The following is a 12,082-nucleotide window of genomic DNA, read 5'->3' as shown; positions in this document are numbered from 1 at the left end:
TTTTTCTAGTTAATACTAAATTTTAAACACAGGTAAAGAAATAGAACTATTTCCTGTAAAAGTGATGTTCAAAGGAATTTCAGCATCTTTCATACTTTCAATATTCACATCCTTTCCAGTACCATAATTGATTTGAGCATTATTGTTTTTATTAACATTAACCACAACTACAATGCGACTTCCTTTCTCTAATTTTTTACTGATTAGTTTCGAATTATTGAAAGAAACTTGCGTTTTTTGATTTGGTATCAATAAATTTCTTTGTTCTCGATCTTTAGCATAACTAGCTCTACCAATATAATAGCTTAAATGAAAGTAGTTGCCTTCTGGAGTTAATTGATAAAGAATAACAGAATAATCAACATCTTTTTTATTGATTGAAAACTCAAGATTCCCTGAAAATGAACCATTGATGATAACATCTTCTTTTAAGGTTTCAGATTTAAAAATCAACCCATCATTTACATTGATTTGATTACGTTCTAGAGGCCATGGATAATAGTCTGTGTTATTCATAGTTTTTCTGTCTTTAAAATCTACAGACATGGAAATCTCTGAATTATTTGATTTTGGTTTTAAAGCGTAAAAATCGTTAGTTATATGATCACTTAAATGAAACTGCAAAGTGTCATTTGTCATAGCATTTAAACTCGGTTTATGCATCCAGGTATTGGTGCCCATTACTTGAAAGTTGACTTTATCTTTTAAAACATTAGGTTTTTCTTTTCCTTTTAAAATATAATCAAACCATTGATAAAGAAGATCTTCTTCAATATTCAGTAAAGCAACTTTGTCTAGTTTGTGATTTCTTAGACTTTCTTCTGGCTTGGTTTGCGCAGTCCAGTGATCATAAGGACCAACTAACAAATAATGATTTGCATTTTTAGTATATTTATGATGCTCGTTAAAATAATACATTGCTCCTCTTTGTGAGTCATCATAATACCCAGTAATGGTTAAAATAGGAATGTCAATTTTTGCAAATTCTTGTTTGTATGGGATCATTTTTTTCCAAAAATCATCATAGCTTGGGTGTTGCATATACGTATTCCATAATTTGTTTACTTGACCATCCAAACTATCCAATTTGTTAAATGCCACTCCTGTTTTGTACCAGGTGTTTTTTAATGAATTCCAGCGATTAAAATCATTAGATGCTTTAAAATCTAAAAACTTGTTGTTGGTGACATAGAAATTCCAAGAATACGAATAATTGTGTAATACATTATTTTCCATTGGGTAATCAATTCCTGGAGCAATAGCAACCATAGGTACCATTGTTTTTAAAGCAGGATGCACTTTGTGTTTCATGGAAGCCCATTGTGTAAAGCCATTGTAACTCCCACCAAACATGGCTACTTTTTGATTAGACCACGATTGTTTACTAATCCAATCAATTACTTCATACACATCTGTATGTTCATATTCTAGTGGTTTTATTTCGCTTTTGCTTAATCTTTTTCCTCTTGTATTTGCAATCACTCCAACATAACCTTTAGATGCTGATAACATAGCACTAACCTCATTGGTTCCTGCATATATGGATGAAACGAATATTGCCGATTTTTTACTTGACGATTTTCCTTTTCGTTTTACAACCACCATTGATACCTCTGCACCATCTTTCATAGGGATTACAATACTATCATTTATGGCATACCTACGTTTATGATCTTGTTTTATTGCTTCAAAATAAATAGCTCTCGTTGATGAAAATACCGTACTTAAAAAATATTTTTTTACTAAATCTATAGCTATTTCTTGTGATATCTTTTCTGATTTAATATTGTTATACGTATTTTTAAAATTGCTCACATAATAATCAGTAGGATCTCTAATGATTAAGGCTTTATCTAAATTAATCACTTGAATATCATCAGAGTTCTTTACATATTTTCTATATGATTTTTTAAACGCATCTTTAAAGTTTTTAGACAACTTTGCTTCCACATAATGCAGGTAAACATCTAAATACTGTCTTTGATTTGCTGGTGTTTCTTGAATTCTGTTTTTGATGGTAATTAATGCCTCTTTATAATTACCTCTTATTAATTGAAACTTAAACACATCTAATTCAGACATGTTTTCTGTATCACAAAATTCTGCTATTTTTTTCATTTGTTTTGCAATAGCAACTGAATCTGTTAAAGTAACTTTCTGAAATAATATTTCTTGCCCAAAAAAACAAATACTATTTAAGGTTAGAATTAATATTAGAACTGATTTTTTCATTAGTTTTATTTTAAAAAATGAGAACAAATCTTATTGTTTCTTATTCGAGTTTGTATATTCAATTAACTCTTCATTATACACAAAGTCATCTTGAGTTTGTGTTAGCTTTATAAAGTTTTTCACTTTTGGTGCATATAACCATACTTCATCTGTTCTTGCACTATATCCTCTGGAATTGGAAATTGTTCCTTTGTATTCAATTGTATATGCCATGAATGTTCCTGCTCCTACTTTTTCTTCTTTGTAAGATAAAACTTCTACATCTTGACTTTGTTTTCCTGTTGTTCCATCTTGACTTGTCCAGTTCTTCTCGTATTTCCACTTTTTGCCAACTTTTAAAGGCCATTTGTATCTTGGAGTTTCACTTTCATCAGGCTTTACGATATCTGAAACTGGAACTGTATCTTTTCCAATTGTCATACCTAAACCATAAGGCATTTTAACTGTTTTTCTTACATCTTCACCATCTGAACGTACTTCACCTTTGTCTGTTACTCCTTTATATTTCCAAACCCATTTTTCTCCAACTGTATAGTCTTTTAGGGTTGGTTGTTTTGCTTCCGTTGCTGTCTCTTTATTGCAAGAATACAATCCAATAAATACGATTAAGTATAAAAATTTAAGTATGATTTGTTTTTTTCTAAGATAATTCATGATGTGTGTTTTAATTAATTACAATACAAATTAAAGATGTTTGTAACCAATATTAAAGAGAAAGTACAGGAGCGTAAATAAATGTAAATGAACGTTAAAATAAGTGATATTTTTTATAAACTATTCCAGTTTTTAAACTTAACAGATTGCCTGCTAGACACTTCTACTTTTTCTCCAGTAGTTAATATAATTTGGAGTTTATTATTAAAGTAGGGATGAATCTCTTTAATGTAATGTATGTTGATTATTTGACTTCTATTCACCCTAAAAAAGACTTTAGGATCTAATTTCTCTGCTAATAAATTTAATGAGCGTTTAATCATAGCTTTATCTGAACCAAAATACAAACGTGCATAATTTTCTAAAGACTCAATAAAATGTATCTCTGTTAGCGGAATAAAATAACATTTTTCGCCATCTTTGATAAAGATTTTTTGATGCATGGGTAAAATTGTAGACTCTAATTGTACTCTTTTAGACAATTCTACTTTTACTTTTTCTATAGTTTTAGAAAAACGTTCGTCTCTTAAAGGTTTCACTAAATAATCTAACGCATTCATCTCAAAAGCTTTTACAGCATATTGATCATAAGCCGTTGTAAAAACAACATCTGGTACATTTGTTAATTCTTCTAACAAATCAAACCCAGATTTTCCAGGCATATGAATGTCTAAAAACAAAATATCTGGTTGTAAGTCTTCAATTAATTCTATGGCTTCATCTGCATGACTTGCTTCCCCAATAATTTTAAACTCTTTATGTTTTTGTAGTGCACGTTTTACTTCTTCTCTCGCTAAACGTTCATCATCAATAATTATGGTTTTAAATATTTTCATCAGCTATAAAAGGTATTGTTATTTTTGCTTCAACTTCTTCTGTATTTGTTTGAGTTAAGTTAAAAGTAGCTTGGTTTTTATATTGAAGTGTTAATCTCTTTTGCAAATTTTTTAAGCCCAAACCTGCCCTTTTTGTATCATCAATACTTCCAGGGTTTTTAACTATGATTTCAATGAAATCGTGTTTCTTTTGTATAACAAGGCCTATAGTTCCTCCTTTAACAATTAAATCAATACCATGTTTAATTGCATTTTCAACCAATAACTGAATACTTAAAGTAGGTATTTTAAAATTGTGTACTATTTTATCTACAGAAATTTCTAAATGCAATCGTTCTTCAAAACGCATTTTTTCCAATTCAATATAATCTTTCACTAAAGACAACTCCTCTTTAATGGTAATTAAACCTTCGTCTTTTTCATATAGGGATGAACGTAATAAATCTGACAACAAATCAATGGATCTTCTAGCTGTATCTGGGTTTTCAATGACTAAAGATTTTATTGAGTTTAATGAATTAAACAAAAAATGAGGATTCAATTGCGCTGCTAAGTTATCTAATTGTGCTTGTTTAGCGATTAAAGATAATTGCGCATTTTCTTTAGCTGTAACTACTTCTTTTTGATAATAATGATATAAATGATAGGCTAATACCCAAATTGACATTAAACGAAGTCCTGTGAGTAAAATCGGATCCCAATACATCATTGACTCTAAAAAATCAACATTCTTTATCACAAAAAAGGTTCTGAAAAAAATCCATTTTAAATTGTTTAGGAATACATATAAAATTGCTAGTAAAAGTATACTAGGAATTACTCTTACTATTAATTGTTTTATTGGCAATTTACTCCATTCAGCTTTTAAAGCATAGACTCTATACATATGCGTTAAGAATATTCCAATAGCAATATCTGATACATAATTTAATAGCGTGTAAAAGAAACCATAATTATCTCTTGTATAAACCGTGTATGCCCAATAAATAGATACTAGACTCCAACCTACTAATTGGCATTTCCAGTATAAGTGTATTTTTGATAATTTTTTATTTAGATGTAAACTCATAATAGACTACAAAGCAACGTAATTTGCCTTAAAATAGGAAAAATAAATACATGAGCGTATTTATTTAAGAGTTAACGTTAAATAATTGATGTTTTTATAAAAAATATAAGGATTTACACTTTCAGTATTTCCAAAGTGTTTTTTCTGTATAAATCTCCAATTGGTATTTCAATTTCGCCAATTTCAATATCTTGTTTTGTGTAAGCAGTAACTTTTTGCTTGTTAACTATGTAAGATCTATGCACTCTTATAAAACGATTATCTAGCTTCTCTTTAAAAGCAGAAATACCATGCTTTATTAACAGTTTTTCTTCTTTTTTATGTATTTTAATATAGTCTTTAAGGCTTTCTATATATAAAATATCATCATAATACAGTTTTATATTTTTCTGATTACTTCTTATAAAAATATGAGTCAATTCAGGTTTACTAGTTGCAGGTTTCACAACAACTTGGGTCTCTAAGAACTTTTCTATCGCTTTAAAAAAACGATTAAAAATAATAGGCTTTAATAAATAATCTACCACATTTAACTCATAACTTTCTATTGCATATTCTCTATGAGCTGTAGTAAATATAACTTTTGGTTGATTCCTTAAATTTTTTAAAAAGTCTGTTCCTTTTAAAACTGGCATTTCTATATCTAGAAATAATAAGTCAATCGTATTATTTTTCAAGACAGAATTTGCTTCGATTGCTGAAGCACAGGTAGCAATAATTTCAAAATATGGTAATTGATTAAGATGCGTGGCAATTAACTCTCTTGCTAATTCCTCATCATCAACGATTAAACATTTATACTTTTCCATTTAACGTAAGTTTTAGCTCTAAAGAGTAGTGAGAAGCTGTATTTTCAATCTCTAATTGATACTTATTTGGGTACAATAAATCTAATTGCTTTTTGGTATTTTGCATTCCTATAGATTTTTTAGTGCTTTTAATAAGTTCAGTGTCTACTCTAGGTTTACTATTTTTTAATTTGAATATTATTTCATTTTCTGTAGCTGATATTTTTATATCTATAAAACTAGTGGTTAACTCTTGACTAACACCATGTTTAAAAGCATTTTCTACAAAAGTTAATAAAACTAAAGGAGCAATATTTACATTATTTTGAATATCTTTTTCAAATGTGACGTTCACCCTTTTACCATACCTAAGTTTTTCTAAAGCTATATAATTTTCTAATAATTCAATTTCCTTATTAATTGAAACATAGTTGTCTTTGCATTGGTATAAAATATAGTCTAAAATTTCTGAAAGTTTTGCTATTACTTCTGGAGTTTTATCAGATTTTTTTAGTGATAAAGCGTATAAGTTATTCAACGTATTGAATAAAAAATGCGGATTTAGTTGATTTTTTAATAAAGAGAGCTCTGTAGATTTTTTTTGTTCTTTTAACTCAATAATATCTTTTTGATCACTATAATATTTTATTGCTATAAATATTATCGTAGGAAAAACTAACCAAGTGATATTGCTTAAAAACCGAACAAAAGAAGTCATTCTATCAAACAAAATATAAGGAGGTTGCATTTTATATATTTCTGGATAATGAATTTCGAAATAATATACCCTAGCAACACTGTAGAAGGTTTGCATTAAATAAATAGAAATTAAAGAGCAAATAATAAATAGTATAACTTTTTTTCTATGTAATAACTGAGGTATTAATAATTTTATAATGATAAGACTTAAAATAAATTGTAAAAAAAATTTAAAGCCAATATATAGAAATACATAGCCCTTATCATGATCTATGTTCCAATACGAACTTATTAAATACAGAAACATAATCATCCAAAAAAGAAAATTACGAACTATATGTTTTGAAAATAAATTTTTCATCATTGCTAAAATATACAATTTAGATGTTTTTATTATGAAGCCTATTAAACTCAAATGTATTCATAAAATGGATAGTATTACATATATGTAGATGAACTCCTGATTAAAGATGCTTAACAAAGATTTTTTGCAAACAAAACAGAATTAATACTAAAATCTACTTTCCGTTTGCAATTTATCGGAATCTATCTACTAAATAAAAATACAAATCAAGATTTTATTTTATTGCAATGATTTTTAATTTAAAATAAAAAAAAATGATGAAACGCTATTTAATCTTATTTTTTGTAATGATTATAAATTTCAGTGCAAATGGACAATCAAATCAAAAAAGTTACTCAGAATTAATTAGGGCTGGTTGGAAACTATGCTTAGAAAAAAAATTTAAAGAATCTGCAAAACTTTATGACCAAGCTTTTAAAATAAATACGAATGTTCCTTTAAATGACAGATATAATGCTGCCTGTATAAACTCTTTAGATAATAATCTTAATGCAGCCTACAAACACCTTTTTGTTGCAGCCAATGAATTGAAGTGGTATGACATCAATCATTTAAAAAATGATACAGATTTAACAAACCTACGAAAAGACAAAAGATGGAATGAATTGATTTCTGTGATGCAAAAAAACAAGCAAGAGATTGAAAAACATTACGATAAAGAGTTAGTTGCAGTTTTAGATAAAATCTATTTTGATGATCAAAGTACACGAAGTCAAATTAGAAGTAAAGAAGAAAAATATGGAAGAGATTCTAAAGAAATGCGTGCTTTTTGGGGAAGTATTCTTAAAAAGGATTCTATCAACTTAATTAAAGTTAGTAAAATATTAGACACTCAAGGTTGGCCAAGTAAAGAAAAAATTGGTACAAGAGGCGCATCAACAATTTTTCTTGTGATTCAACATGGAAATCAAGACGTAAAACTAAAATATTTACCAATGATAAATGAGGCTCTAAAAAACAACTGGCTACCTAAAAGACAGTATGCTATGTTTTATGACAGATTACTTTTAGGGCAAGGAAAAAGACAAGTATATGGTACACAATTGGCAATGAGTAAGGAGCGTAAAAAACCATATGTTTTACCTTTAAATGATGCTAGAAAGGTAGATAAAAGAAGAGCTGAAATGGGGCTAAACACTATGCAAGAAAATTTAAATAGATGGGATTTAACTTGGGATGTAGAAGCATATTTAAAAATGTTGCCAAAACTTGAAGCTACAGAAAGAGCATTAAATAAAAAAAACTAAAATGAATTTTAAAAATTTTACAATCTCGATCATCGTTTTATTGATTACAAGTATTACTCTGGCTCAAAATTCAACTCGAAAATACTTTAGACATTTAAGATACAATCATGTATCACCATACATTAAATTAACTGGGACATATCCTTTAGATGTTAATACTGCAAAAGAAACATCTCATTATATTTTTACATACAATGATCGTAATGATTTGGTTGAAATTACCAATAATCATTATTTTACTGAAAGAAGCCATCCTTTGACATCAATCGGAGCTTACAAAACAGTTATCACGCACACAAAAGATATAGAAACACGAATTTTCTTTAATAAAAATGGGAAACGAATTACTAATGATAGAAAGGTTTACAAAGAAGTTTTTACAAAAGGCAGAAATTTAAATTATACTAAATTAGAGTTTTTTGATATTGTTGATAAACCAATGGAGTCTAATTGGGAAATATCAAAATATGTTTGGTTTAAGCATAAAAAAATGATTGTAGAAAAGCGATTTAATCTAAAAAATGAGCCAAAAAATCTTTCTACATATTTTGAATTTGGAATAACTGGTATGACCTTTAGAAAAGATGGAACACCAATTGCAAATTATAATTTAAGTAAAGATTATAAAATTATTAATAATACTGCAGGAGTTGCCTCTTATCAAGATACTTATGACACTTATGGAAATCATATAAAATATACGTATCATGATAAAGACAATAAATTGGTTCTGAATCAAATTGGACTAGCTATAGGAACTAAAGAATACGATGCAATAGGAAATTATATTAAACAGGCGCATTATGATCAAGACATGAAGTTCATTAGAGGCAGAAATATTTCAAATAATCAAAATGTTGCTTTAAGCAAAAAAGCATCTCAAAAAGACAGTGTAGAAATCAAAAGAATTTCTTTAGGCTACTTAATTGCTTTACAAGATTTGAAACCAAAGTTGATGAAAGAAGTAATGAATGATAGCTTAAACAAGGTTTCTGTTGGATATAGTAGGACTTTAAAAAAAGAAGTTACAAACGCTATTTCTAAAAAACGTATGATAGAAAATGCAGAAAACTGGAATAAATCAAATACTAAATTTCCTCCAAATCCTAAAAATGAAATTAAAATACTAGATATATATCATAGAATAGCAACTGTAAAACTATATTCAGATAATTGGGTTGAATATTTACATCTCATAAAATTAGATGGTAAATGGAGTATTATCAATCTTTTATGGCAACATAAAAACGTAAATAGGTATCCATTTTAATTTTTCTAATAAAATAGAAAAAATGATAGCCTGTATAGATAAAAAACCTGTAACAATGTATTTTCATTGTTGCAGGTTCTTTTTAAGTTATTTGTTAGATTCTTGAGATCTGAAATTATTAATTACTTTAAGGTTATTTACGATTTAATTTCTCAATTATTTTTAAAGCAACTCCTCTAGAAGATACGTAATTCTGACCTGTAATCAAATTCCCACTTACTTCCACATGTTCAGAGTTTCTAGGAGAATATTTAAATATTCCACCTCTTTCTTCTATGGTCTTTTGAATTAAAAAAGGGAATTGCTTAAAATATTCAGCGCCTTCTTTTTCATAAGCTTCAGGATATCCACTAACGATATTTCCTTCTACCAGATATTTACCATCTTTTGTTTTTAAATGTACAATACCAGCTGTTCCATGACATACTGAAGAAATAATACCATTATACGCTTCATAAATGGTCATTGATATTTTTTGAATTTCTTTGTTCTTAGGCACATCATACATGGCACTTCCACCTCCAATATAATGAACCGCTTTATAATTTTTTGCAATGATGTTTTTAGGTTCTTTGGTGTGTTTTAAAGCATACATAAAATCTTCATTGTAAAGTAATTTCTTTTGAAGTGTGTCTGATGTATTAATATATGCTAATGGAATACTACCTCCTTTTGGACTTACGAAATCTACAGTAAATCCCGCTTTTTTGAAGGTGTCATAAGCATTCACAATTTCAGAGAAACTATTGCCTGTTGCAAGTTTAGATGTTCCATGAAAAGAGGTGTTAGATACTATAAATAATATTTTATTCCCATTTTGATTGCTTTTTTCATTACTAGCAGTTTTGCTAATAATTTTCCATTCGTTTTCAATTTTTTTCAAAAGAAATAAATCAATGTATCTAGAACCATTGCTAGGAATAATGATTTCTGCTTTTGCAGTAGCAACACCTTCAAAGTTGTCAATCGATAAAATGTTTCCTATTCTTCCTGTAAACTGTCCTTCATTTTTATTGTTATACCAACTTGCGTATTCTTTGGCAGGAACCGTCCAAAGTGATTTGTCATTTTTTTCTAAATAAAGATTGGCATTTGCATAAAATGCTTTTTCGATAAGTTTAGATTGGTTGTAAGAAGTTCCGTTTATATAATTTAAAAGCGTAGTTTCTATTTTAGAAACTTCTGATTGAGCAAAAACTGAAGCGTTTAAGATTAGAAATCCGATGAATAAAAGTAAATGTTTCATAAGTATTTGTATTGTTGTTATTTAAAATGAACAGCAATAGTACTATGAAAGTGTATTGAAATAGCTACAAAATTATACATTAAAACTCCTGATGTATACAATAGGAAATTTAACAACACTATTTATCTCTAACATATTTCGCTGGTGTTGTGTTCGTTATCTTTTTAAAAGCAGTGTAAAATGTACTATTCGAATTAAATCCACATTTTTCAGCAATAATCTCAATTTTTAGATTTGGATGTGTTTCTAAAAGGTATTTTGCTTCTTCAATTCTATATTCATTAATGTATTGAGTAAAACTTTTCTTTAAATTATGATTTAATAATTGTGATAATAACTGTGGACGAATATTCAGTTTTTTAGCGAAAATAGGGAGTGTTAGATTCGCGTTTTTATATAATTTTTCTTCATGTAAAGTCGCTGTAATTTTTTCTAACAATTGTTTCACCTCATTTTCTTCTATTTGATTATTAGCGTACTTTTCCTTTTTAACAGCAACAACAAAGTCCTTTTTTCTCTTATAAAACAGTAGTAATATCGATAAGTAAAAGACAAAAGAGAACGAAAGAGCTCCAGAAATATAAGAGGTATAAGCTGCTGTAAAATATGCCATCCAAATAATACTTACGCCAAAAAACACACTTAAAGACCAAACTTCATCATACCCTAGTTTTTCTTTTCTGTTTATCATTTTTTGCAAAGATTTTCGCAGTAAAAATGCAGAAATTAAGATATACAATAACCATTGATAATTAATGATCTTGTAAAAATAGGTTCCCCAAAGCTCTGTGTTTTTTTCATACGGATATAAAAAACCAATACCTAAAACCATCAATAGATATGCTAAAATTTGGATATAAAAGAACTTCTTTAATTGCTCAATATCTTGAGTTTTTGATTTGATATAAAAATATAGAAAAGGACCAATAAAAAAACAGGCAGACAACCCAATTTGTAAATAAATTTTAGATAAGTTAGGGTTAAAATAAAAGAATAACGATTTCCAAACACGTATACTTAAAACCGCCAATAATCCTCCTAAATAATAGTTAGATTTATTTTTATGTTGATCAAAAAATAAAAAATAGACACTTAAAACGACACTGTTAAAAGCACCCAGAGCGCTAAAGAAAAATATTAATTGGTTATCTAAATTCAATTCCAGTGTTTTTTATTCTTCACTTAGACTTATATTGATATACTAAGTTTATTAAATGTATTTATCGCTAAATTTAGCAAATATAACCTGAATGAAAAATTATTGTAAAGTAGATAAATTATTTTTAGACGAATTGATACCTTAGAATTTCATTCCATTTGATTTTTAATTGGTTTTGTAATCTCATTAATTACATTTCCTGTATGAAGTGCAGATTTATTTTCAATAAGCATAAGGTGACATTCTTTTTTAGAACTCACCTTATGATTAATTCCCTTTTTTACAATAAACAAATCTCCCTCTTTCATTGCAAACGGCGCTTGGTTTTCTATTTCAAAAAGAAGTTCTCCTTTGATGATAAGAAATAATTCATCTTCATTTTTATGATGATGCCAAGGCACTTTATTTCCTTGAATTTTAACTAGTTTTATAAAAACATCATTTACTTCACCTATTATTTTAGGAGAATAATAGTCTTTTATGGTACTAAGTTGATCGTTTATATTCATAATTAAAAT

General features: G+C 27.9%; 11 protein-coding genes. 2 read left to right on the top strand and 9 right to left on the bottom strand.

Annotated elements, in window-relative coordinates:
• Positions 1-15: 15 nt before the first annotated feature.
• From K8354_RS03395 to K8354_RS03370, 6 genes are all read right to left on the bottom strand, one after another.
• Positions 16-2,232: a CocE/NonD family hydrolase gene (locus K8354_RS03395; protein WP_223445383.1), complete on the bottom strand. Its 2,217-nt coding sequence runs from the start codon at positions 2,230-2,232 to the stop codon at positions 16-18.
• A gap of 30 nt (positions 2,233-2,262) precedes the next feature.
• A complete protein-coding gene (locus K8354_RS03390) occupies positions 2,263-2,886 on the bottom strand; it encodes a hypothetical protein (RefSeq protein WP_223445381.1) in 624 nt (207 codons plus the stop codon).
• Between the two features lie 113 nt (positions 2,887-2,999).
• Positions 3,000-3,722, bottom strand: coding sequence for a LytR/AlgR family response regulator transcription factor (locus tag K8354_RS03385; protein ID WP_223445380.1), 723 nt, complete (start codon positions 3,720-3,722; stop codon positions 3,000-3,002).
• Positions 3,709-4,791: a sensor histidine kinase gene (locus K8354_RS03380; protein ID WP_223445378.1), complete on the bottom strand. Its 1,083-nt coding sequence runs from the start codon at positions 4,789-4,791 to the stop codon at positions 3,709-3,711. Before K8354_RS03380 ends, K8354_RS03385 begins: the two co-directional genes overlap by 14 nt.
• A 113-nt stretch (positions 4,792-4,904) precedes the next feature.
• A complete protein-coding gene (locus K8354_RS03375) occupies positions 4,905-5,600 on the bottom strand; it encodes a LytR/AlgR family response regulator transcription factor (RefSeq protein WP_223445376.1) in 696 nt (231 codons plus the stop codon).
• Positions 5,587-6,393: a sensor histidine kinase gene (locus K8354_RS03370; protein ID WP_223445374.1), complete on the bottom strand. Its 807-nt coding sequence runs from the start codon at positions 6,391-6,393 to the stop codon at positions 5,587-5,589. Before K8354_RS03370 ends, K8354_RS03375 begins: the two co-directional genes overlap by 14 nt.
• 503 nt (positions 6,394-6,896) lie before the next feature.
• Between K8354_RS03370 and K8354_RS03365 the strand changes: the two genes are divergently transcribed.
• Together K8354_RS03365 and K8354_RS03360 are read left to right on the top strand one after the other, a co-directional pair.
• Complete coding sequence (locus tag K8354_RS03365) at positions 6,897-7,889, top strand: DUF6624 domain-containing protein (RefSeq protein WP_223445372.1); 993 nt, start codon at positions 6,897-6,899, stop codon at positions 7,887-7,889.
• A 1-nt stretch (position 7,890) separates the two neighbouring features.
• Positions 7,891-9,159: a nuclear transport factor 2 family protein gene (locus K8354_RS03360; RefSeq protein ID WP_223445370.1), complete on the top strand. Its 1,269-nt coding sequence runs from the start codon at positions 7,891-7,893 to the stop codon at positions 9,157-9,159.
• A gap of 133 nt (positions 9,160-9,292) precedes the next feature.
• Here K8354_RS03360 and K8354_RS03355 read toward each other — a convergent pair whose 3' ends face one another.
• The 3 genes from K8354_RS03355 to K8354_RS03345 all read right to left on the bottom strand — a co-directional run bounded on the left by K8354_RS03355 (position 9,293) and on the right by K8354_RS03345 (position 12,073).
• Positions 9,293-10,405: a nuclear transport factor 2 family protein gene (locus K8354_RS03355; protein WP_223445368.1), complete on the bottom strand. Its 1,113-nt coding sequence runs from the start codon at positions 10,403-10,405 to the stop codon at positions 9,293-9,295.
• 118 nt (positions 10,406-10,523) lie between these two features.
• Complete coding sequence (locus K8354_RS03350) at positions 10,524-11,564, bottom strand: helix-turn-helix domain-containing protein (protein WP_223445366.1); 1,041 nt, start codon at positions 11,562-11,564, stop codon at positions 10,524-10,526.
• A 149-nt stretch (positions 11,565-11,713) separates the two neighbouring features.
• Positions 11,714-12,073 (bottom strand): cupin domain-containing protein, encoded by a 360-nt coding sequence (locus K8354_RS03345; protein ID WP_223445364.1) that lies wholly within the window; start codon positions 12,071-12,073, stop codon positions 11,714-11,716.
• Positions 12,074-12,082 lie beyond the last annotated feature (9 nt).

The sequence above is a fragment of the Polaribacter litorisediminis genome (assembly GCF_019968605.1).
Taxonomy (GTDB): domain Bacteria; phylum Bacteroidota; class Bacteroidia; order Flavobacteriales; family Flavobacteriaceae; genus Polaribacter; species Polaribacter litorisediminis.
This window is presented reverse-complemented; position numbering and strand designations above follow the sequence as displayed.

Coding starts and splice junctions, on each gene's coding strand:
- K8354_RS03375 (WP_223445376.1), bottom strand. CDS start 5,600: ATGGAAAAGTATAAATGTTTAATCGTTGATGATGAGGAATTAGCAAGA.
- K8354_RS03370 (WP_223445374.1), bottom strand. CDS start 6,393: ATGCAAACCTTCTACAGTGTTGCTAGGGTATATTATTTCGAAATTCAT.
- K8354_RS03385 (WP_223445380.1), bottom strand. CDS start 3,722: ATGAAAATATTTAAAACCATAATTATTGATGATGAACGTTTAGCGAGA.
- K8354_RS03360 (WP_223445370.1), top strand. CDS start 7,891: ATGAATTTTAAAAATTTTACAATCTCGATCATCGTTTTATTGATTACA.
- K8354_RS03395 (WP_223445383.1), bottom strand. CDS start 2,232: ATGAAAAAATCAGTTCTAATATTAATTCTAACCTTAAATAGTATTTGT.
- K8354_RS03380 (WP_223445378.1), bottom strand. CDS start 4,791: ATGAGTTTACATCTAAATAAAAAATTATCAAAAATACACTTATACTGG.
- K8354_RS03390 (WP_223445381.1), bottom strand. CDS start 2,886: ATGAATTATCTTAGAAAAAAACAAATCATACTTAAATTTTTATACTTA.
- K8354_RS03365 (WP_223445372.1), top strand. CDS start 6,897: ATGATGAAACGCTATTTAATCTTATTTTTTGTAATGATTATAAATTTC.
- K8354_RS03355 (WP_223445368.1), bottom strand. CDS start 10,405: ATGAAACATTTACTTTTATTCATCGGATTTCTAATCTTAAACGCTTCA.
- K8354_RS03345 (WP_223445364.1), bottom strand. CDS start 12,073: ATGAATATAAACGATCAACTTAGTACCATAAAAGACTATTATTCTCCT.